Here is a 20,496-nt window from a genome sequence, read left to right on the forward strand (position 1 = left end):
ACAGCGTACGAGAGCCCTTGTACGGTGTACGAGACCAGTCCCGTACACTGTACAAGGAGCCTGTCCCCATGACGGCGACGACCGCCGAGTCCCACCCCGCCACCACCGGCGGACACCCGCAGCGCTGGCTGATCCTCGGCGTCATCTGTCTCGCCCAGCTCACCGTGCTGCTCGACAACACCGTCCTGAGCGTCGCGATCCCCTCCCTGACCTCCGAACTCCACGCGACCACCGCCGACATCCAGTGGATGATCAACGCGTACTCGCTCGTCCAGTCCGGTCTGCTCCTCACCGCCGGCAACGCCGCCGACCGCTACGGCCGCAAGAAGCTCCTCGCCACCGGCCTCGCGCTCTTCGGCCTCGGCTCGCTCGCCGCCGGACTCGCCGACTCCACCGCGCAGTTGATCGCCGCCCGCGCGGGCATGGGCGTCGGCGGGGCGCTGTTGATGACCACCACGCTCGCCGTCGTCATGCAGATCTTCGACGACTCGGAGCGGGTCAAGGCCATCGCGCTCTGGTCCACGGTCGCCTCGCTCGGCTTCGCCGGCGGACCGCTGATCGGCGGCGTGATCCTCGACCACTTCTGGTGGGGAATGATCTTCCTCATCAACATCCCGGTCGCGGTCGTCGGCCTGATCGCCGTCCTCAAGCTCGTACCCGAGTCGAAGAACCCGCAGGGCGCGCGCCCCGACCTGCTCGGCGCGCTGCTCTCCACCATCGGCATGACCGCCGTCGTGTACGCGATCATCACCGGCCCCGAGCACGGCTGGCTCTCCGCCGAGGTGCTGACCCCGGCCGCGATCGGCGTCCTCACCCTCGGCGCCTTCGCGCTGTGGGAGCTGCGCGTCCCGTACCCGATGCTCGACATGCACTTCTTCCGCAACCAGAAGTTCATCGGCGCCATCGGCGGTTCGATCCTGGTCGTCTTCGGCATGGGCGGATCGCTCTTCCTGCTCACGCAGCACCTGCAGTTCGTGCTCGGTTACGAGCCGCTGGAGGCGGGTCTGCGGATGGCGCCGCTCGCGCTCACGATCGTCGGCCTCAACCTGACCGGCATCGGCCCGCGCATCGTGATGAAGCTCGGCACCCCGCCCACCGTCGTCCTGGGCATGTCCCTGGTCGCCGGCGGCCTGACCTCGATCTCGCTGCTGGGTGGCGGCACGGACGGCAGCTACTGGGGCATGCTGCTCGGTCTGGTGCTGATGGGCGGCGGCATCGCCGTCTCCTCCCCGGCGATGGCCAACGCGATCATGAGCGCGATCCCGCCGGAGAAGGCCGGAGTGGGCGCCGGTATCAACGGCACCCTCGCCGAGTTCGGCAACGGCCTCGGTGTCGCCGTCCTCGGAGCCGTCCTCAACGCCCGGTTCGCGGCGCTCGTCGCCGTCACCGCGAGTTCCCTGCCGGCGGCGCTCGCGGCGGCCGGTAGCGGCGCCGAACGGCAGGAGATCTCCGCCGCCTTCGCCTCGGGGCTCCAGACCAGCCAGCTGGTCGGCGCGATCGCCGTCTTCGCGGGCGGCCTGGTGGCGGCGGCCCTGCTCGCGCGCGCCGAGCGATCGGAGAAGCGATCGGAGAAGCGGGCGGAGAAGCCGGGGGAGGCGACCGGGCTGTCCGACAAGGAGACGGCCGGTGCATAGCATGGGCCTCGACCGTTGACGAGGAGGAACGCGATGGTGAAGGCAGCCGACCGGGCGAAGAACCCGGCGCGTTCCAGCGTCTGGCTCGAGAAGAGGGCCGCCCGCGCGGGGGGCGGCCCCGCCGGGCTCGACCGCGACCGGATCGTGGCCGCCTCGATCCGGATGCTGGACGAGGAGGGTCTCGCCAAGTTCTCCATGCGCAGGCTCGCGGCGGAGCTGAACGTCACCGCGATGTCGCTCTACTGGTACGTGGACACCAAGGACGACATCATCGAGTTCGCGCTCGACGCCCTCTACGGCGAGATCGACCTCGCCGCCGTCGACGCCGCCGAGGACTGGCAGGGCCGGATCCGCGCGCTCGCCCTCGCCTACCGCCGCATGCTCGCCCGCCATGCCTGGGCCTCGCCGTGCGCCGGCTCGTACCTGAACATCGGACCGAACGCGATCGCCGTCGGCACCAAGATCCAGGAGGCGATCAAGGACACCGGCCTGCCGCTGCACGGCCGGCCGGGTGCGATGTCGGCGGTCTTCCAGTTCGTCTACGGCTACGGGACGTTGGAGGCCCAGTTCGGCCGGCGCGCGGCCGAGGCCGGCATGACGCAGGACGACTTCTACACGGAGGCGGTCTCGGCCTTCCGCGACGACCCGGAATTCGCGGTGCAGATCGAGGACATGAAGGAGATCCTGGACGAGCGCGCCACGCACGGCAGCGTCAGCGACATCTGGGAGCGGGACTTCGCCTACGCCCTCGACATCCTGATCGCCGGCATCGAGGTCATGGCGGCCCGCTCGGAGTGACGCCCGGTCAGCCCGCCCGTGCCGCCTGGATGTCCCCCGCCCGTACCGCCTGGATGTCCAGCGTCACCCGCAGCGTCGTGCCGATCGCCGCGATGCCCGCCGACACCACCTGGTTGTAGGTCATCGCGAAGTCCTCGCGCCGCAGCTCGGCCTCCGCCCGGAAGGCCGCCCGGACCCCTCCCCACGGGTCCGGGCCCGTGCCCAGGTACGACAGGTCGAGAAGCACCTCGCGCGTGACGCCCCGCAGGGACAGCTCGCCCGCCACGGTCCAGCGGTCCGGGCCCGCCGCCCGCAGCGCCGTGCTCCGGTACGTGATCTCCGGGAAGCGGTCCACGTCCAGGAAGTCCGCCGACCGCAGGTGCTTGTCCCGCAGGCCGTTGCCCGTGTCGACGGAACCGGCCGCTATGACCGCCTCCACCCGGGACGCCAGGACGTCGGGCGCGATCTCGATCCGCCCGGTGAACTCGGTGAACCGCCCGTGCACGCTGGAGATCCCGAGGTGCTGGGCCACCGCCCCCACCGAGGAGTGCGCCGCGTCCAGGGTCCAGACGCCCGGCGCGGGCAGCTCCGTGCCGCCCGCGCGGGCCAGGACGACGGTCCCCACCTCGGCCCGGCCGGCCGCGCCGACCAGCGCGGTGCGCGCGTCCGGCGCGTACCCGAGGGCGGTCACCACCACGGTGTACGCCCCCGGTGCCAGCGTCGTCGGCCGCGACCGTACGACCCCGTCCGCGTCCGCCACCGCCCGCAGGACCTGCCCGCCCGAGCCGTCGGTCACGGTCACCACGGCGTGCGGCACCGGCCACCCGTCCCGCGTCCGTACCTGTGCGTGCAGTCCCATCCGTACCTCACTCTTTCCGGACCGGCCGCGCCTCCGCTCGGGGCGCGGCCGGGTCGGTCACTCGCCCGGGTGGGCCAGTTCGATGTCGTGGCCGTCGACTCCGGCGCCGGTCACGGTCAGGCGCCCCGCCACCGGCGGGTAGCCGGTCGCGATGAGCGTGTACTCGCCCGCGTCCAGGTCGGCGAAGGCGTACGTGCCGTCCGTGTCCGTCGTCGCCGACGCCGTCACGTTCCCCGCCGCGTCGACCAGGGTCACCCGCGCGTCGGCCAGTGGCCGGTGGTCGAGCCCCGCGCGGACCGTGCCGTGGACGACCGCTCCGGCCGCGAGGGCCACGTCGAGCCGGGTCGTGCCCTGGCCGCCGATCTCGACGGGCAGCGCCTGCGGGCGGTGTCCTGCGGCGGTGACCGCCACCGTGACCGCGCCGGGCACCAGCTCCGCGAAGGCGAAGCCGCCGTCCGCGCCGGTCTTACCGGAGGCCAGCACCTCACCCCGTACGTCCGTGACCACGACCGTCGCGCCGTCGACGGGTGCCCCGCCGTCCACGGCGGTGACGGAGCCCGTGAGCCCGCTGGTGCCGGTCAGGAGCACGTCGTGGGTGAGCGGACCGGGACCGTCGTGCACGACGACCGTCGAGGCCTGCGGCTGGAAACCGTCGGCGGAGGCGATCAGGACGTACGACCCGGCGCCCGGCGCGTCGACGGCGTAACCGCCCCCGTCCCGGACGACCGCGCGGCCGAGCTGCCGCCCGCCGAGCGAGATCAGCGTGACCGTCGCACCCGGCACGTCCGAGCCTTCGGCGGTACGGACGGTTCCGCTGACGGTCGGGGTGGTGGCGGTGGTGGCGGTGGTGGCGGTGGTGGCGATCGGGGTGGTGGCGGCTGGGGTGGTGGCGGTCGGGGCTTGTGCCGGGGTCTCCTTGGCCGGCCCGTTCGCGCCGCTCTTCAGCGCCACCTCCTTGATGAACAGCGTCACCAGGAAGGCGAGCAGCGCGAAGGGCGCCGAGTAGAGGAAGACATCGCCGACACCGTGCCCGTACGCGCTCTCCATGACGGTACGGATCGGCGCCGGCAGCTTGTCCATGTCGGGGATGCCGCCGCCCGAACCGCCGCCGGCCGTTCCGCCGGCCATTCCGGCGGCCTTCGGTCCGAGGTCGGCGAGGCCGTCCTTGACGTAGTGCGTGACCCGGTGGGCCAGCACCGCGCCGAGCGCCGAGACACCGATCGCACCGCCGAGCGAGCGGAAGAAGGTGACGACGGAGGAGGCGGAGCCGAGGTCGGCCGGGTCGACCTGGTTCTGCGTGCACAGGACCAGGTTCTGCATCATCATGCCGAGGCCGAGACCCATGACGGCCATGAAGACCGCGATGTGCCAGTACTCCGTGTCGTACCGGATCGTGCCGAGCAGTCCGAGCCCGCTGGTCACCAGGACACCGCCGCTGACCAGCCAGGCCTTCCACCGGCCGGTCTTGGTGATGATCATGCCGGAGACGGTCGAGGAGACGAAGAGACCGGCGATCATCGGGATGGTCAGGACGCCGGACATCGTCGGCGACTCGTTCCGGGCCAGTTGGAAGTACTGGCTGAAGAAGACCGTGCCGGCGAACATCGCGACGCCCACGAAGAGCGAGGCGAGCGAGGCCAGGGTGATGGTGCGGTTACGGAAGAGGCGTAGCGGGATGATCGGCTCGTCGGCCTTCGACTCGACGAGCACGAAGAGCGCGACGAGGAGGAGGGAACCGCCCACCATGGCGGCGGTCTGCCAGGACATCCAGTCGTACTTGTCGCCCGCGAAGGTCACCCAGATCAGGAGGAGGGAGACCGCGGCACTGATGACGCCGGCTCCGGTCCAGTCGACCTTGACCTCGCGCTTCACGACGGGCAGCTTCAGGGTCTTCTGCAGCACGAGCAGCGCGATCATCGCGAAGGGCACGCCGACGTAGAAGCACCAGCGCCAGCCGAGCCAGTCGGTGTCCGTGATGACGCCGCCGAGCAGCGGGCCGCCGACCGTGGCGACGGCGAAGGTGGCGCCGAGGTAGCCGCTGTACCGGCCGCGCTCGCGCGGGGCGATCATGGCGGCCAGGATGATCTGGGAGAGCGCGGTCAGACCGCCGACGCCGATGCCCTGGACGACCCGGCAGGCGATGAGCATGCCGGTGTTCTGGGACAGACCGGCGACGACCGAGCCGGCGACGTAGATGACCAGGGCTGTCTGGACGAGCAGCTTCTTGGAGAAGAGGTCGGCGAGCTTGCCCCACAGGGGGGTGGTCGCGGTCATCGAGAGGAGCGCGGCGGTGACGACCCAGGTGTAGGCGGACTGGCCGCCGCCGAGGTCGGTGATGATCTCCGGGAGGGCGTTGGAGACGATCGTCGAGGACAGGATGGCGACGAACATGCCGAGCAGCAGCCCGGAGAGCGCCTCCATGATCTGGCGGTGCGTCATCGGGGCGCCGTCGGAGACGGGACCTCCATGGCCTCCATGCTTGGCGTGGCCGCCCCGCACACCGGAGTCGGGTGTGGTCGTAGCCATGAACTTCCTTTGCTTGCGTGTCTGTTGACGTGCTTGCTAGGCGTGGTGGGCCCGGCAGTCCCCGAAGGAGCCGCGGAGACGGGCCAACAGGGTGGTGAGCAGCACGACGTCGTCGTCGGACCACTCGGCGAGAGTGCGGGCGAACAGGTCGGTCACCCGCCGGTCGAGGTCGGCGAGCATCGCCCCGCCCGCGGGGGTGAGTTGCAGGGTGCGGCAGCGCTTGTCGTCCGGGTCGGGCAGCCGCTCGACCCAGCCGCGTTCCACGGTGTGCGCCACATGACGGCTGCTGACCGACATGTCGACGCCCATCAGCTCGGAGACGCGGCCCATCCGCAGACTGCCGTGGTGATGGAGGAGGGCGAGGACGATCGCGGAACCGCCCGGGCACTCGGCCGGCAGGGCCCGGACGAGTCCGCGCTTGACGGCGCCGATGGCGCCGAGCTGGCGGGCCAGGGACTCGTAACGGCTGTGACGGTCCCGAGAGTCGTGACGGTCCTGGCGGTCCTGGTGGTCCTGACGGTCCGGTGAGTCCATGGGCACCCCACACATCTTGTTGCTTAGGGCAACCATAGAGATGGATGGTTGCTTCAGGCAAACTAAATCGGTCAAACCGCGCTAAAGAAACGGCAAAGGTGGGAGGCGTTGCGGGGGATCGGTGCCGGAACGGCCGGGGGCGGGGGCGGGGCTTGGGGCGGCAACCTCCGGTTCGCTAGGGTCCTGCCCCATGGCACACAACCCCCATGCACCGCACGGTCAGGGCCCCGAGGGCAACTACGACCCCTCGGGCAACACGCAGATGTTCCGCGCCTTCGTCGACGAGGGCGCCCCGCAGGGCCGCCCGCAGCCGGCCGCCTCGACCGGCCCCCGCGTCGGCCTGATCGTGGGCGTGATCGCGGTGATCGCGGTCCTGGCGGGGGTGGCCTGGCTGGCCCTGGGCTGAGCGCCCGGCGGTAACGGCTTCGGGGGCCTCGGGGCGGACCAGGTTCGTACGTTTCTGGTGGTGGCCGCCCTCTCTCCGAGTGTGGCGCCCTCCGCCGGCCCCTCAAGGGCGCTCCTCGTTCCTCGTCGCGTCGGCTCCGCCGATTCCGCTGCGCTCCACCCTTGACCGCCCGACTCCGGGCGCCTTTTCACACTCGGAGGGCGGCCCGGGGTGGGCTCCCCACGCCTTCGCAGAATCGTTCCGCCGCTGGGCGAGCGCCTGCGGGTAGGGGGTCGGATTGCGCGGCGGTGCGATGGGGCGGCCCGGCACGGCTTAGCGAGTGACCTTCGGTGGGCGGCGGGGCTTCATGCCCCGCTGGGCACTGCCCGGCAGCCAAAACTGCAGCGAACTTGCCCCGCCGAGGCCCGGTATCCCCGCAAATGGGGCATCTGGTCGGGTGTTGCCGGAAGTAGACAGCACTTAGGCACGCTGGGGACCCGGAATGGGCGGCCCGACCCCCCACCGGACAGCCACCAGCGGGGCATGAAGCCCAGCTGCCCGCCGGGGGCAACACGCTAAGCGCAGCCGGGCCGCCCCATGGCACTGCCGCGCGATCCCACCCCTGACCCGCAGACGCCCGCCTGCCCTGGGCACAAAAATCGCGAGGGCGTGGGATCCCACCCCGGGCCGCCCTCCGAGTGTGAAAAGGCGGGTGGAGGCGGGCGGTCAAGGGTGGGCGGAGCCCATCGCGCAGCGACGCGACGAAGGAGCGCCCTTGAGGGGCCGGTGGAACCCGCCACACTCGGAGAGAGGGCGGCCACCACCAGAAGCCCACGATCCCGGCCCGGCCCAGGCGCCCTCCCCGCCCCCGCCCCCGCCCCCGCCCCCGCCCCCGCCCCCGCCCCCGCCCCCGCCCCCGCCCCCGCCCCCGCACCGACAACGGCCCAAGAGGAAGTTCGCCATACCCGTCACACATGGGCCGGGCGCTCCGTCAGTGGGGTGTGTGAGCGAGAAGCGCTCCGCAGACACCGCCACCGAGGAGCGTTCCTGATGTCCACCATGTCCACCACCTACATCGTCGTCACCGCCGTCGCCGCGTTCATGGTCGGCTTCTCGGCTCTCTCGATCTTCATCAAGGCTCCGTGGGTCGTCGAGCCGCTGACCGAGTACGGCGTCCCCCGCTCCTGGTGGACCTGGCTCGGAGTCGCCAAGGCGGCCGGTGCCGCAGGGCTCGTGGTGGGTCTGTGGGTTCCGGTGATCGGCCTGGCGGCCGGGATCGGCACGGTTCTCTACTTCGCCGGAGCCGTCATCACCGTGATCCGCGCCCGCTCGTACCCGCACGTCGCCTGGCCGCTGATGTACGCGGCCCCGGTCGTCGCCGCCTTGGTCCTCGCCTGAAAGCTCAGACTGGCGTCACCGCGCCGGGATCACTTCCAGGTCGCGGTGACCTTCTGGGTGTCGACGTGCATGCCGAGCGGCACCCGCCAGGACTCCACGCAGACGGTGTACGTATGCGTCCGGGCCGCGCCCGCCGCGATCGGTGAGGGCAGCGGCTGCCTGGACTCGACCGTCGCCCAGTCGACTCCGAGCGCGCCGATGATGTGGGTGAAGAAGGTGACCGTCCCTGAACTCGCCGCCGTGCCCCCGGTGTTGCGGAACGTCACCGTGACCCGCTCGCACCACCGCCGGTCCGCGTCCGTGAGGACAGGGGCGGAGAGCGTGAGTGTCGCCGGCGTGGTCGGGGTGGTCGGTGCGGGCGGGGTCGCCCCAGGGGGCGGTGGCGCCGACGTGCGGGGCGGTGTCACCGTGCCGGGCGCGCCGGTGGCCCCAGGAGTCCCGGGGGTCCCAGGGTTCCCGTGCCCGGATGGCGAGGTTCCCGGGGCCGGCGCCGAGGCCGGGCCCGTCCGGGGACCCGTACCCCCGCCCGTACCCCCGTCCGAAGGGTGTGACGTGCTGGACGCCGTACCGCTCGCCGACCCTGCCGATTCCGATTCCGATGGCGATACCGACACCGATACCGACACCGATGCCGATGGCGAAGGGCCGTCGAGGGGCACCAGCGTGACCTTGCCCGACGGGAGCACCGCGCCCCTCGGGCCGGTGCCCGCGCCGACCGCCGCGTATCCCTCAGCCTCACCCACGCCGCCGCAGGCGGTCAGCGCTCCGCCGAGGCAGAGCGCGACCACTGCCAGAAGTGACCTCTGTCGCCGCATGGCGCCAGTCTTACTGACGAGCCGTCAGTTTGGAACGGCTCGGGACGACTTCAGTCGTCGATGAGGCCCTGACGCAGCTGCGCCAAGGTCCGCGTGAGCAGCCGCGAGACGTGCATCTGGGAGATGCCGACCTCCTCGCCGATCTGCGACTGGGTCATGTTGGCGAAGAACCGCAGCATGATGATCTGCCGCTCCCTGGGCGGGAGTTTGGCGAGCAGCGGCTTCAGCGACTCGCGGTACTCGACCCCTTCCAGGGCCGTGTCCTCGTACCCGAGCCGGTCGGCGAGCGAGCCCTCGCCGCCGTCGTCCTCGGGGGAGGGGGAGTCGAGCGAGGAGGCGGTGTACGCGTTGCCGACCGCGAGGCCGTCGACGACGTCCTCCTCCGACACCCCCAGAACGGCGGCGAGTTCGGGAACGGTCGGGGAGCGGTCCAGCTTCTGGGCCAGCTCGTCGCTCGCCTTGGTCAGCGCGAGCCGCAGCTCCTGCAGCCGGCGCGGCACCCGCACCGACCACGAGGTGTCACGGAAGAAGCGCTTGATCTCGCCGACGACCGTCGGCATCGCGAACGTCGGGAACTCCACGCCGCGTTCGCAGTCGAACCGGTCGATGGCTTTGATCAGGCCGATCGTGCCGACCTGGACGATGTCCTCCATCGGCTCGTTGCGCGAGCGGAACCGGGCCGCCGCGTACCGCACGAGCGGGAGGTTGAGCTCGATGAGGGTGTCACGGACGTAGGTCCGCTCCGGGCTGTCGGCGGCCACGCCCTGGTCGTCCAGGGCGCGCAGGCGCAGGAAGAGGGAGCGGGAGAGCGTGCGGGTGTCGATGGCTTCCGGCGAGACGACCAGCGGTGCGGCGGGTGCTTCGCTCTGGGCCTGCGGCTGCGGCTGTGCCGGCATCTGAACCGGCGTCTGCGCGAGCGTGGGCGTGAGCGTGAGCACCTTCGAGCTGCCCTGTTCTGCGGACATGCCACCCCCTTGAGGTCGCGGACGGTCGCGGCGGCCACGACCATCGGAGGAACGCAGCCTCCACCTGAATACCGGAGGCGGAGCTGCGGCAAACGCGGTTCCAGCAGAATGTCACATGTCGGCAACACGCTGTAGTGACTTGTCGACACAGAGGAAGCGCGAATGCGCAGGAAACAAGGGGTGTACGGCATTTGGGGTGCCGAAAACCCGTCAGGGACTGCTCCGAACCGGTCTACCCGTTCCGGCTACGCCTCGATCCTGTTTGCGGACCTCAGTCGGGCGAAGCTGCGGGCGAGGAGCCTTGACACATGCATCTGGGAGACCCCGAGCTCCTGACTGATCTGGGACTGCGTCAGGTTGCTGTAGTAGCGGAGCATCAGGATCCGCTGCTCGCGCTCGGGCAGCTGGACGAGGAGGTGCCGTACGAGATCGCGGTGTTCGACGCCCGCGAGCGCCGGGTCCTCGTAGCCGAGCCGGTCGAGCAGCCCGGGCAGTCCGTCGCCCTCCTGGGCGGCCTCCAGAGAGGTGGCGTGGTAGGAGCGGCCCGCCTCGATGCAGGCCAGTACCTCGTCCTCGCCGATCTTCAGGCGTTCGGCGATCTCGGCGGTCGTGGGCGAGCGTCCGTGCGCGGTCGTGAGGTCCTCGGTGGCTCCGTTGACCTGGACCCAGAGTTCGTGGAGCCGGCGCGGCACATGGACGGTCCGTACGTTGTCGCGGAAGTAGCGCTTGATCTCGCCGACGACGGTGGGCATGGCGAAGGTCGGGAACTGGACGCCGCGGTCGGGGTCGAAGCGGTCGATCGCGTTGATGAGGCCGATGGTGCCGACCTGGACGACGTCCTCCATCGGCTCGTTGCGGGAGCGGAACCGGGCGGCGGCGTACCGCACGAGCGGCAGGTTGGCCTCGATCAGGGCGCCCCGGACGCGGTCGTGCTCGGGGGTGCCCGGTTCCAGGTCCTTGAGCTGCCCGAAGAGCACCTGGGTGAGCGCGCGGGTGTCGGCGCCGCGGGTGCTCTGCGGCCGGGGGCGCGGGGCGTCCGGGCCGCCGGCCTCGTTCTGGGGCGGGACTTGAGGCGCTGTACTGGCCGGCACGTTCACGCCACCCCTTTGGCTGGTCTTGCTTCTTGCTGGTCAACTACGGTCAAACTCATCCATCAAAAGCGGTCATAGCATCACAAGACATGTCCACTGTGTGCAAGCACCGCATAGCTACGTGTTGACGGCATTTGGGGGTCAAAGGGACCTTTCATACCCAGAAGGCCCCTCGCCGTAACGGCGAGGGGCCCGGGAAGAAGAAGGTGCGCGGAAGGGCGGAGACCCTAGAACTCGTAGTCCGCGATCACCCACGTGGCGAACTCGCGCCACATGGCGACACCGGCCTGGTGCGCGGGGTGGTCCAGGTAGCGCTGGAGCGCATCGCGGTCCTCGACGGCCGAGTTGATGGCGAAGTCATACGCGATCGGCCGGTCGGTGATGTTCCAGTCGCACTCCCAGAACGTCAGCTCCGGGATGGCCCCGCCCAGCGCCCTGAAGGCCTCGACGCCGGCGACCACGCGCGGGTCGTCGCGCTTGACGCCGTCGTTGAGCTTGAAGAGGACCAGATGGCGGATCACGGGGGGACTCCTAGTTGATGAGCTCGGTCATGAACTCGCCGACACCTTGGGCGGCGCTCGATATGCCCTCGAACCCTACCTGGACCAGATCGGCCGCCCGGCTGGGGGAATTGATGATCGTGTACAGCACGAAGACCACCACCGCGTACAGCGCGACCTTCTTCGCTTGCGCCATCTGCCGCGCCCTCCCCTGTCTGCACCCCTGCGTGGTCGCGTGAGTCTAGCGGAGCCTTTTCACCCGGCCTTTAGGGACCAACCTGCCCTCACCGCGGGTACTGCGGGTACCGCGGACGCACGCCGAAGGGCCCGGTGCGATGCACCGGGCCCTTCGATCGAAGCGGTAGCGGAGGGATTTGAACCCTCGGTGACTTGCGCCACACTCGCTTTCGAGGCGAGCTCCTTCGGCCGCTCGGACACGCTACCGAGAGAGAGCTTAGCCCAAAGGTGCCCCCGCGATGAAATCCGTATCGCGGTGCAGGTCGCGGCGGTGTTCAGCGGGTGCGGAAGAAGGCCGTGAGCTGCGCCGCGCACTCCTCGCCGCGCACGCCGGCGATCACCTCGGGACGGTGGTTCAGCCGCCGGTCCCGTACGAGATCCCAGAGCGATCCGGCCGCGCCCGCCTTCTCGTCGTACGCGCCGAACACCACCCTTTCGACCCGCGACTGTACGAGCGCGCCCGCGCACATCACACAGGGCTCCAGGGTCACGACGAGGGTGCAGCCGGTCAGCCGCCACTCGCCGGTGCGCGCCGCCGCCCTGCGCAGGGCGAGGACCTCGGCGTGGGCGGTCGGGTCGCCGGTCGCCTCGCGTTCGTTGTGGCCGACGGAGAGGATGCCGCCGTCCGCGGACAGCACGACCGCGCCGACCGGTACGTCACCGGCCAGCGCGGCCCGGTCGGCCTCCGCGAGAGCGAGCCGCATGGCGTCCCGCCAGGGATCCCGTACGGGATCGGCCACCGGATCGGCCACCGCATCGGGCATCGGCCGCGGGGGGTCTTCCCGTACGGGATCGGGCGCGGGCTTCTGTACGTCACCCCGTACGGGATCGGGTCCTGCATCTGTCACAAGCGCACGGTCTCCAGCACCTCCGTGGCGGCGCCCAGCGCGTCCGCGATCTCCGCCAGCGCGTCGCTCTCGAGCGCCAGCAGCTCCTTCTCCGCCAGGCCGAGATCCGCGAGGATCAGCGTGTCGCCGACCGGCGCGGCCGGTACCGCGTCGGCGGCCGGGCCCGTGGCCTCCTCCTCGTCGTCCTCCCGGTCGAGAGGCTCGCCGTCCTCCGTGCCGTCGAGGTCCAGCGCGTCCAGGTCGGCCGTGTCGTCGTCCTGGTCCTCACCGAGGAGTTCCTTGGTGAGGATCTCCCCGTACGAGGAGCGGGCGGCGGCCGCCCCGTCCGACACGTAGATGCGAGGGTCGTCCTCGCCCTCGACGCGGAGAAGGCCGAACCAGGCGTCCTCCTGTTCGATGAAGACGATGACCGTGTCGTCGTCGACCGAGGCCTCGCGGGCCAGTTCGATCAGATCCGACAGGGTCTCCACATCGTCGATCTCTGTGTCGCTCGCTTCCCACCCGTCTTCGGTGCGCGCGAGCAGTGCGGCCAAGTACACCGTGACTCTCCCACTGATCAGAGGTGTGACGATTTGGCGGTGCCCTCCTGGCGCCCCGCCCAATCGGCATCGTGGCAGAAACAACGGCTTCAGGAGAGGTCTTCGGCTCTTGCGTCGTGCATCAGTCTGATCGAGTCGGTGAACGGGTGGCGGCGCGGCGGGCGCGTCGACCCGCGCACGGCCCCGGCGCGCAGGCGGCGCGCGCGCCGGGCCGTGTCATCACCCGTTCACCATGCCTGGCACCGCCGCCGCCCCGGCCGTCACCGCCGCCGCCCCGGCCGTCACCGCCGCATTCACCAGCGAAAGGTCCGCATCCGCATCGCCTGGCGCATCCGTGCCGCCCGCGCGCGCCGGGGCTGGACGCGGTCGCGCAGCGCCTTCGCCTCGTGCAGTTCGCGCAGGAACTGGGCGCGGCGCCGGCGGCGCTCCGCGGCCGTCTCGGGCGCGGCGTCGGACGCCGTCTCGGACGGCGGTCCGAACCGTTCAAGGCCGCTGTCCGGCGCGTCGGACAGTCCGGCGTCCGGCACCGCGGTCCGGTCTCGCGGGTTCTTCGTGCTCTTCGCGTTCTTCGCGTTCTTCGGGTTCTGCGGGTCGGGCATGGGCCACACCACCCCACGACTGGGTCCTTGCCCCCACCTTCCCTCCGCGGCGTGGGTTGATGCCAGTGCGGGCTACTGTTGGATCCATGCGTCTCCACGTCGTCGATCACCCGCTGGTCGCCCACAAGCTCACCACGCTGCGCGACAAGCGCACCGACTCCCCGACCTTCCGCCGTCTCGCGGACGAGCTGGTCACCCTGCTCGCCTACGAGGCCACCAGGGACGTGCGCACCGAGCAGGTCGACATCGAGACCCCTGTCACGCCCACGACCGGCGTGAAGCTGTCGTACCCGCGTCCGCTGGTGGTCCCGATCCTGCGCGCCGGGCTCGGCATGCTCGACGGCATGGTGCGGCTGCTGCCGACCGCCGAGGTGGGCTTCCTCGGCATGATCCGCAACGAGGAGACGCTGGAGGCGTCGACCTACGCGACGCGGATGCCGGAGGACCTCTCGGGCCGCCAGGTGTACGTCCTCGACCCGATGCTGGCGACCGGCGGCACGCTCGTCGCGGCGATCCAGGAGCTGATCAAGCGGGGCGCGGACGATGTGACCGCGGTCGTGCTCCTCGCCGCCCCGGAGGGCGTCGAGGTCATGGAGCGCGAGCTGGCGGGCACGCCGGTGACCGTCGTGACGGCCTCGGTCGACGAGCGGCTCAACGAGAGCGGCTACATCGTCCCGGGCCTCGGCGACGCGGGCGACCGCATGTACGGCACCGTCGACTAGTACGTCGACCAGTCCGTAGTACGCGTAGTACGACTCGTGGGGGGCCGCCGACCGGCGGCCCTCAGCACTTGCCGGTGGGTGCGGGCTTGGGCTTGTTGAGGGCGATGAGCGCCGCGTCCGCCACGGCCTTCGGGTCCAGCGCCTTGAAGGCCGTACCCAGGATCAGATCCACGTCCGCCGTGGCGCGCGTGTCCGTCTTGGTCGTGGCGCCCTTCAGCTGGGTGCCGAGGACCGGGAACGCGCCCTTGACGGCCCCCGGAGCGCCGAGCAGCAGGCCGGTGCCGGGCAGCTTCTTGTCGTACGCTGCCGGCGCGTTGCCGACCTTGCCGATGGTGAAGCCGCGCTTCTTGAGCTCGTCGGCCGTCGTCTTGGCGAGACCGCTGCGCGGGGTCGCGTTGTAGACGTTCACCGTGATCTGGCCCGGCTTGGGCAGGGCGGGGGCGGCGGCGGGCGATGCGCTCGCCTTGGCGACGGGCTTGCAGTCGGTGCCCCGCCCGGCCGTCGTCCTCGTCCCACCGTCGCCGCCCGAGAAGACGTCGACGAGCTGCAGCGTCCCCCACCCGGCCGCGCCGAGCGCGACCACGGCGGCGGCGGCCGCGAGGACGATCCTGCGACGGCGCCGTGGGCGGCGCATGCGCGGGTACGTGTCACCCGTGATGCGGTACTTTCCGCCCATACCGGGGGGAGTGAGCATGCTCATGGGCGCAGCGTAATGCCGTCCGCCGGGGATGCATACTGGATGATCATGTGATCGCGTCCGGATGGGCGGGAAGAGACTCCGAAAGGGTCAAGGCGAAGGGCCGGGGCGCGAGGGCCACGGCGAAAAGCCGAGGTCGGAGACGTGCGGTCGGAAGCCGGACCGGGAGCTGGTTCGGGGCCGGTCAGAAGCCGGGCCGGGAGCCGGTTCCGGGCTCGTCGGGGCCGGTCGGAAGCCGGTTCCGAAGCCCAGTACGGAGCGGCGGTCGTTAGTCCATTTCCAGGACGCGTGCGTGCAGGACCTGCCGCTGCTGGAGCGCCGCGCGCACCGCGCGGTGCAGCCCGTCCTCGAGGTAGAGGTCGCCCCGCCACTTCACGACGTGCGCGAAGAGGTCGCCGTAGAAGGTGGAGTCCTCCGCGAGCAGCGTCTCCAGGTCCAGCTGGCCCTTGGTGGTCACCAGCTGATCGAGGCGGACCGGGCGCGGCGCCACGTCCGCCCACTGGCGGGTGCTTTCCCGGCCGTGGTCGGGATACGGCCGCCCGTTACCGATGCGCTTGAAGATCACACGGAAAGCCTACCGGGCAAGCGGCTCCCGGCGCAGCCACGCGGCGCCGGTGGGATGCTGGGGCAAACCGCCACAAACCCGGAATTGGGGTCCCCCGATGAGCGTGAGCGAAGAGTCTCCGGCCGGCGAGATCGCGGCGGGATACGGGTTCACCGGACCGGCACTCGAACTGGGGGCGCTGCTCTGGGGCGGGGTGTGTCACCCGGACGCGCGCATCCGGATCCCGCTGGCCATGCTCACCCGCCACGGTCTGGTCGCCGGCGCCACCGGCACGGGCAAGACCAAGACCCTCCAGCTCATCGCCGAGCAGCTGTCGGCGCACGGTGTGCCGGTCTTCCTCGCCGACATCAAGGGGGACGTCTCCGGGATCTCCGCGCCGGGCGAGGAGAGCGAGAGGGTCAGGCAGCGGGCGGAGCAGGTGGGGCAGGAGTGGGCGGCGAAAGGCTTCCCCTGCGAGTTCTACGGGCTCGGCGGCGTCGGCCCGGGGATCCCGGTGCGGGCCACGGTCACCAGCTTCGGCCCCGTACTGCTCTCCAAGGTCCTCCAGCTCAACCGGACGCAGGAGCAGTCCCTCGCCCTGATCTTCCACTACGCGGATCAGAAGGGCCTGGAGCTGGTGGACCTGAAGGATCTGCGGGCGGTGGTGGCCTTCCTGGTCTCCGACACCGGGAAGTCCGAGCTGAAGGGGATCGGCGGTCTCTCGACGGCGACGGCCGGGGTGATTCTTCGGGCGCTGACGGCGTTCGAGCAGGAGGGCGGGGGCGGGTTCTTCGGGGAGCCGGAGTTCGACACGGCCGAGTTCCTGCGGACGGCCGGGGACGGGCGCGGGGCGGTGTCCGTACTGGAGCTGCCGGCGGTGCGGGAGAGGCCGCGGCTCTTCTCGACGTTCCTGATGTGGATGCTGGCGGACCTCTTCCACGATCTGCCGGAGGCCGGGGACCTGGAGAAGCCGAAGCTGGTCTTCTTCTTCGACGAGGCGCACCTGCTGTTCGACGGGGCGTCGAAGGCGTTCCTGGAGTCGATCACGCAGACCGTGCGGCTGATCCGCTCGAAGGGGGTCGGCGTCTTCTTCGTGACCCAGACGCCGAAGGACGTGCCGGGGGACGTGCTCGGTCAGCTGGGGAACCGGGTGCAGCACGCGCTGCGGGCGTTCACGCCGGAGGACGCGAAGGCGCTGAAGGCGACGGTACGGACGTTTCCGAACTCGCCCTATGACCTGGAGGAGGTCCTGACGGGCCTGGGGACGGGCGAGGCGGTCGTCACGGTGCTGAGCGAGACGGGCGCGCCGACGCCGGTGGCGGCGACGCGGCTGCGGGCGCCGGAGTCGCTGATGGGGCCGGTGGAGGCGGGGGCGCTGGAGGCGGCCGTGAAGGCGTCGCCGCTGTACGGGCGGTACGGGGAGGCGGTGGACCGGGAGTCGGCGTACGAGAGGCTGACGGCACAGGCGGCGCCACGTGAAGAGCCGCCTGACGAGCCGCCTGGCGAACCGCGTGACGAGCCGCATAAGAAGCCGCGTGAGGAGCCGTCGCTCGCCGAGCAGGTGGTGGGGAGCGGGGTCTTCAGGTCCCTGGCGCGGTCGATCGGTACGCAGCTGGGCCGGGAGATCAGCCGGTCGATCTTCGGCACGGCCCGACGAAGAAGGTAGCGAGAAAGGTGGGGAGAAAGGTGCGGGAAAGGTAGGGGGTGGGGTCGGGGATCTCCCTGCCCCACCCCGAACCTGACGTCCGGCCGAGTTACTACTCGGTGACCTCGTGGTCGTGGCCGTCGTGGAGCCCGCCGCCGCTACCGGCGTCGCCGTCCGTGGGGACGGAGACGACCGGCTTCTTCAGGGAGCTGATGTCGTGGGCGTAGGTGCCCACGGCGTTGGCGATGATGTCGATGTTGACGTCGAAGGCCGTCATGTTGATGTTCGACAGGTCGTCGCCGGCCGCGTGGTAGTTCACGTCGTACGCGACACCCGCCGTCCCGCCGAACTTCGCCGCCTGCGCCGCCGTCTTGATGCCCTCGGCGCCGGTGAACGTGCCGCCCGACGGGATGCCGACCTCGATGAAGGGGCCGTAGTCCGAACGGCCCGTGAAGTCGGTGCCCTCGTGCGGTGTGCCCTGCTTGTCGAGGAAGGCGTTGATGTCGCGCTCCAGCTGGGCGGAGCCCTCCGGGCCGGGGCCCGCGCCGACGCCGTCGGAGTTGTCGCCGTCGTAGACGAACAGGCCGTAGTTCGGCGAGGCGATCATGTCGAAGTTGAGGTAGAGCTTGACTTCCTTCTTGTCGAGCTCGCTCATGTTCGCGACGTAGTGCTCGGAGCCGAGCAGGCCGTTCTCCTCGGCCGACCACCAGGCGAAGCGGACCTTGTTGCGGACCTTCGCCTTCGACTCGGCGAGTTCCAGGGCCGACTGGAGCAGACCGGCCGAGCCGGAGCCGTTGTCGTTGATGCCGGGGCCTGCGGTCACCGAGTCGAGGTGGGCGCCGAGCATCACGGTGTTGGCGGCGTTGCCGCCCTTCGTCTCCGCGATGACGTTGTTGGTGGTGCGCGTCTCCTGGAGCTGACGGATCTCGAGGGAGAGGCTGACCGGGCCCTTGGCGAGGTCGGCGGTGAGCTTCTCGCCCTCCGCCTGGGTGATGCCGCCGGTCGGGATCTTGCCGGCCGCCGGGTCGCCGAGGGTGCCGGAGAGGGCGCCCGCGGTGTTGTTGTAGACGATCGCGCCCGCGGCGCCCGCCGCGGCGGCGTTCGCCTGCTTGACGGCGAAGGCGCAGCCGCCGCGCTTGATCAGCGCCACCTTGCCGGTGAAGGTGCCGGAGGCGAAGTCGCCGGGCTCACAGCCGGTGGTGCCGTCGGCGTCGACCGGGACGGCGGCCAGGTCGGCCTTGATGCCGCCGACCGGCGTCGACTTGGTGTAGGTCATCGCCTTGATCTCGACCGTGCGGGGCTCGGGCGAGACGACGGAGAGCTTCTCGGCAAGCGTCTCCGTGTAGATGAATTCGAACTTCTGGTACGAGACGTTGTAGCCGGCCTTCTTGAGCTGCTGGTACACGTACGCCGCCGAGGCGTCGTGTCCGAGCGAGCCGGCCGCGCGGTGGCCGCCGGACGAGTCGGCTATGGCCTGGAATGCCTGCAGGTGCTTGTAGGCGCCGTCGGCTGACGTCTCACGGACCAGCTTCTTCGCCAACTTCGCGGCGTCCCTGGCCGGTGCGGCCGCGGGATCCGTAGTGGCGGTGGCGGGGGAAGCGGCGGCCAGCAGGAGCGGGGTCGCGAGTGCGGCTGCGGCCAGTGTGGCCGCGGCTCTGCGATGGGATGCGTTCACAGAGGTCCTTCCCGGTGCGAACGAGGTTGAGGGGAAGTTAGCGATCTCTGGTGTGTTCTGTGAACAGATCGGCCGCAATTCCTGACACCTTTAGCAGGATTGACATCAGGAGGGGTCAACTTCCGGATGATTTGGCCGCCTTTGCGGCGCGCTTGGCCTCCTGCTTGAACGCGCGGACCTTCGCCAGCGACTCCGGACCGGTGATGTCGGCGGCCGACCGGTACGAGCCGGGCTCACCGTAGGCGCCGGCGGCCTCGCGCCAGCCCTCGGGCCGTACGCCGTACTGCTTGCCCAGCAGGGCGAGGAAGATCTGCGCCTTCTGCTTGCCGAAACCGGGCAGGTCGAGCAGCCGCTCGAGCAGCTGCTTGCCGGTCGCCGCGTCGGACCAGACGGCCTCCGCCCGACCGTCGTACTCGTCGACGAGGAACTGGCACAGTTGCTGGATCCGCTTGGCCATGGAGCCGGGGTAGCGGTGCACGGCGGGTTTCTCGGAGAGCAGCGCGGCGAAGGCGTCGGGGTCGTACGAGGCGATCATGCCGGCGTCGAGATCGTCGCCGCCGAGGCGCCGGGCGATCGTGTACGGCCCCGAGAACGCCCACTCCATGGGCACCTGCTGGTCGAGGAGCATGCCGACGAGCGCGGCGAGCGGGGACCGCCCGAGGAGTTCGTCGGCCTCGGGCTGCTGGGCGAGATGGATCTCGGTGCTCATGAATCGATGATCCCGCGCCGACGACGGACCCGCGCGTGGGCGGGGCCCTCCGGGCGACGGCGGGTGACGGGGGGTGGGCGGTGGGTGACGGCGGGCGAAGGCCTCACCGGCGGAACGGTGGCCGATCGGAGCCGGGCCGCCGTCCGGGGCCGCCGCCGACCCGCCCGTGGGCGGCTACCGGGCGCGGAGCCGTACCGAGGGGTCCTCGCACCACTCCAGGACCGAGGGCCACTCCCCGTATCCGGCTGTCATGTCCAGGTGACCGCCGGCCGGTATGAGGTCGCGGTCGAGGGAGAGCGGGTCGCCGTAGTGGACGGCGGCGCCCTCGGGACAGTACGGGTCACCCTCTCCGTACACGAGCCGGGTGGGTGCCTTCAGCCGTACGGCGTCGAGGTCGAGGTCGCGGCCGAGGCCGGGATCCATGACGAAGCCGGCGATCTCCGGGATGGAGGCGGTGACGGCGGGGGAGGGCGGGGCGACGAGGAGAACCCGGTCGGCGATGAGCTCGTCGGGCGTTTGGGCGGCAGCCCGCAGCCAGAGCAGCACGGCGAGACTGTGGGCCACCACGACGAACTCACCCCCACCGGCCGGCGGCCGCAGCTCCCCGCGCAGCGCGCCGAGCCACTCCGCCAGGACGGGCGCGTCGGGCTCGGGCAGCTGCGGATACCGCACCTCATGCCCCCGCTCCCGCAGCCGCCCGGCAAGCCAGTGCTGCCAGTGCCCTTCGGGCCGGTGGTTCTCGAAGCCGTGCAGAATCAGGAACGTGGTCATGAGGCGATCGTGGGCCCTGCGCGGGG

Annotated in this window: 22 protein-coding genes and 1 tRNA gene; 6 read left to right on the plus strand and 17 right to left on the minus strand. The window is 70.9% G+C overall.

What is annotated here, in order from left to right:
• The first annotated feature begins 68 nt into the window (after window positions 1-68).
• The gene (locus ACF06X_RS29360; RefSeq protein WP_392290335.1) at window positions 69-1,634 is read left to right on the plus strand and encodes an MFS transporter; all 1,566 of its coding nucleotides are present in this window, start codon (window positions 69-71) and stop codon (window positions 1,632-1,634) included.
• 33 nt (window positions 1,635-1,667) lie between these two features.
• Window positions 1,668-2,432: a TetR/AcrR family transcriptional regulator gene (locus ACF06X_RS29365; protein ID WP_392290336.1), complete on the plus strand. Its 765-nt coding sequence runs from the start codon at window positions 1,668-1,670 to the stop codon at window positions 2,430-2,432.
• A gap of 7 nt (window positions 2,433-2,439) precedes the next feature.
• Here ACF06X_RS29365 and ACF06X_RS29370 read toward each other — a convergent pair whose 3' ends face one another.
• From ACF06X_RS29370 to ACF06X_RS29380, 3 genes are read right to left on the minus strand one after another with little or no spacing between them, the layout of a single operon-like run.
• A complete protein-coding gene (locus tag ACF06X_RS29370) occupies window positions 2,440-3,270 on the minus strand; it encodes a YceI family protein (RefSeq protein WP_392290337.1) in 831 nt (276 codons plus the stop codon).
• Between the two features lie 57 nt (window positions 3,271-3,327).
• A complete protein-coding gene (locus ACF06X_RS29375; protein WP_392290338.1) occupies window positions 3,328-5,796 on the minus strand; it encodes an MFS transporter in 2,469 nt (822 codons plus the stop codon).
• A gap of 36 nt (window positions 5,797-5,832) precedes the next feature.
• On the minus strand, window positions 5,833-6,330 hold the full coding sequence (locus ACF06X_RS29380; protein WP_392290339.1) for a MarR family winged helix-turn-helix transcriptional regulator: 498 nt from the start codon (window positions 6,328-6,330) through the stop codon (window positions 5,833-5,835).
• A gap of 190 nt (window positions 6,331-6,520) precedes the next feature.
• On the opposite strand from ACF06X_RS29380, the gene ACF06X_RS29385 reads away from it, so the two are divergent.
• Both ACF06X_RS29385 and ACF06X_RS29390 read left to right on the plus strand, forming a co-directional pair.
• Window positions 6,521-6,736: a hypothetical protein gene (locus ACF06X_RS29385; protein ID WP_392290340.1), complete on the plus strand. Its 216-nt coding sequence runs from the start codon at window positions 6,521-6,523 to the stop codon at window positions 6,734-6,736.
• 1,038 nt (window positions 6,737-7,774) lie between these two features.
• Window positions 7,775-8,113 carry a DoxX family protein gene (locus tag ACF06X_RS29390; RefSeq protein ID WP_392290427.1) on the plus strand — a complete coding sequence of 113 codons (339 nt, stop codon included), beginning with the start codon at window positions 7,775-7,777 and terminating at the stop codon, window positions 8,111-8,113.
• Window positions 8,114-8,142: 29 nt separating this feature from the next.
• Here the strand turns inward: ACF06X_RS29390 and ACF06X_RS29395 are convergent, their stop codons facing one another.
• The 9 genes from ACF06X_RS29395 to ACF06X_RS29435 form a co-directional block, all read right to left on the minus strand.
• Window positions 8,143-8,379 (minus strand): hypothetical protein, encoded by a 237-nt coding sequence (locus ACF06X_RS29395; RefSeq protein ID WP_392290341.1) that lies wholly within the window; start codon window positions 8,377-8,379, stop codon window positions 8,143-8,145.
• Window positions 8,380-8,978: 599 nt separating this feature from the next.
• Window positions 8,979-9,893: an RNA polymerase sigma factor SigF gene (locus ACF06X_RS29400; protein ID WP_391937402.1), complete on the minus strand. Its 915-nt coding sequence runs from the start codon at window positions 9,891-9,893 to the stop codon at window positions 8,979-8,981.
• 245 nt (window positions 9,894-10,138) lie between these two features.
• Complete coding sequence (locus tag ACF06X_RS29405; RefSeq protein WP_392290342.1) at window positions 10,139-10,984, minus strand: RNA polymerase sigma factor SigF; 846 nt, start codon at window positions 10,982-10,984, stop codon at window positions 10,139-10,141.
• Window positions 10,985-11,211: 227 nt separating this feature from the next.
• Window positions 11,212-11,505: a Dabb family protein gene (locus tag ACF06X_RS29410; protein WP_392290343.1), complete on the minus strand. Its 294-nt coding sequence runs from the start codon at window positions 11,503-11,505 to the stop codon at window positions 11,212-11,214.
• A gap of 10 nt (window positions 11,506-11,515) precedes the next feature.
• Window positions 11,516-11,680 carry a hypothetical protein gene (locus ACF06X_RS29415; RefSeq protein ID WP_189599421.1) on the minus strand — a complete coding sequence of 55 codons (165 nt, stop codon included), beginning with the start codon at window positions 11,678-11,680 and terminating at the stop codon, window positions 11,516-11,518.
• A gap of 163 nt (window positions 11,681-11,843) precedes the next feature.
• A tRNA-Ser gene (locus tag ACF06X_RS29420) sits at window positions 11,844-11,928 on the minus strand.
• Between the two features lie 68 nt (window positions 11,929-11,996).
• Complete coding sequence (gene tadA, locus ACF06X_RS29425; protein WP_392290428.1) at window positions 11,997-12,485, minus strand: tRNA adenosine(34) deaminase TadA; 489 nt, start codon at window positions 12,483-12,485, stop codon at window positions 11,997-11,999.
• 80 nt (window positions 12,486-12,565) lie between these two features.
• Window positions 12,566-13,108, minus strand: coding sequence for a hypothetical protein (locus tag ACF06X_RS29430; protein ID WP_392290344.1), 543 nt, complete (start codon window positions 13,106-13,108; stop codon window positions 12,566-12,568).
• Window positions 13,109-13,401: 293 nt separating this feature from the next.
• Window positions 13,402-13,707, minus strand: coding sequence for a hypothetical protein (locus ACF06X_RS29435; RefSeq protein WP_392290345.1), 306 nt, complete (start codon window positions 13,705-13,707; stop codon window positions 13,402-13,404).
• Between the two features lie 86 nt (window positions 13,708-13,793).
• On the opposite strand from ACF06X_RS29435, the gene upp reads away from it, so the two are divergent.
• A complete protein-coding gene (gene upp, locus ACF06X_RS29440) occupies window positions 13,794-14,429 on the plus strand; it encodes a uracil phosphoribosyltransferase (RefSeq protein ID WP_137994448.1) in 636 nt (211 codons plus the stop codon).
• A 61-nt stretch (window positions 14,430-14,490) separates the two neighbouring features.
• On the opposite strand, the gene ACF06X_RS29445 is transcribed toward upp, so the two are convergent.
• Together ACF06X_RS29445 and ACF06X_RS29450 are read right to left on the minus strand one after the other, a co-directional pair.
• Window positions 14,491-15,129 carry a LytR C-terminal domain-containing protein gene (locus ACF06X_RS29445; protein WP_392290346.1) on the minus strand — a complete coding sequence of 213 codons (639 nt, stop codon included), beginning with the start codon at window positions 15,127-15,129 and terminating at the stop codon, window positions 14,491-14,493.
• 265 nt (window positions 15,130-15,394) lie between these two features.
• Window positions 15,395-15,691, minus strand: a complete 297-nt coding sequence (locus ACF06X_RS29450; RefSeq protein WP_009067182.1) for a type II toxin-antitoxin system VapB family antitoxin — start codon at window positions 15,689-15,691, stop codon at window positions 15,395-15,397.
• A 97-nt stretch (window positions 15,692-15,788) separates the two neighbouring features.
• On the opposite strand from ACF06X_RS29450, the gene ACF06X_RS29455 reads away from it, so the two are divergent.
• Window positions 15,789-17,336: a helicase HerA-like domain-containing protein gene (locus tag ACF06X_RS29455; RefSeq protein ID WP_392290347.1), complete on the plus strand. Its 1,548-nt coding sequence runs from the start codon at window positions 15,789-15,791 to the stop codon at window positions 17,334-17,336.
• A 91-nt stretch (window positions 17,337-17,427) separates the two neighbouring features.
• Here ACF06X_RS29455 and ACF06X_RS29460 read toward each other — a convergent pair whose 3' ends face one another.
• The 3 genes from ACF06X_RS29460 to ACF06X_RS29470 form a co-directional block, all read right to left on the minus strand.
• Window positions 17,428-18,990, minus strand: a complete 1,563-nt coding sequence (locus tag ACF06X_RS29460; RefSeq protein WP_392290348.1) for a M28 family metallopeptidase — start codon at window positions 18,988-18,990, stop codon at window positions 17,428-17,430.
• Between the two features lie 115 nt (window positions 18,991-19,105).
• A complete protein-coding gene (locus tag ACF06X_RS29465; RefSeq protein ID WP_392290349.1) occupies window positions 19,106-19,699 on the minus strand; it encodes an HhH-GPD-type base excision DNA repair protein in 594 nt (197 codons plus the stop codon).
• Window positions 19,700-19,873: 174 nt separating this feature from the next.
• The gene (locus ACF06X_RS29470) at window positions 19,874-20,470 is read right to left on the minus strand and encodes an RBBP9/YdeN family alpha/beta hydrolase (RefSeq protein ID WP_392290350.1); all 597 of its coding nucleotides are present in this window, start codon (window positions 20,468-20,470) and stop codon (window positions 19,874-19,876) included.
• Window positions 20,471-20,496 lie beyond the last annotated feature (26 nt).

The sequence above is a fragment of the Streptomyces sp. NPDC015346 genome (assembly GCF_043078785.1).
In the GTDB taxonomy this organism is placed as follows: domain Bacteria; phylum Actinomycetota; class Actinomycetes; order Streptomycetales; family Streptomycetaceae; genus Streptomyces.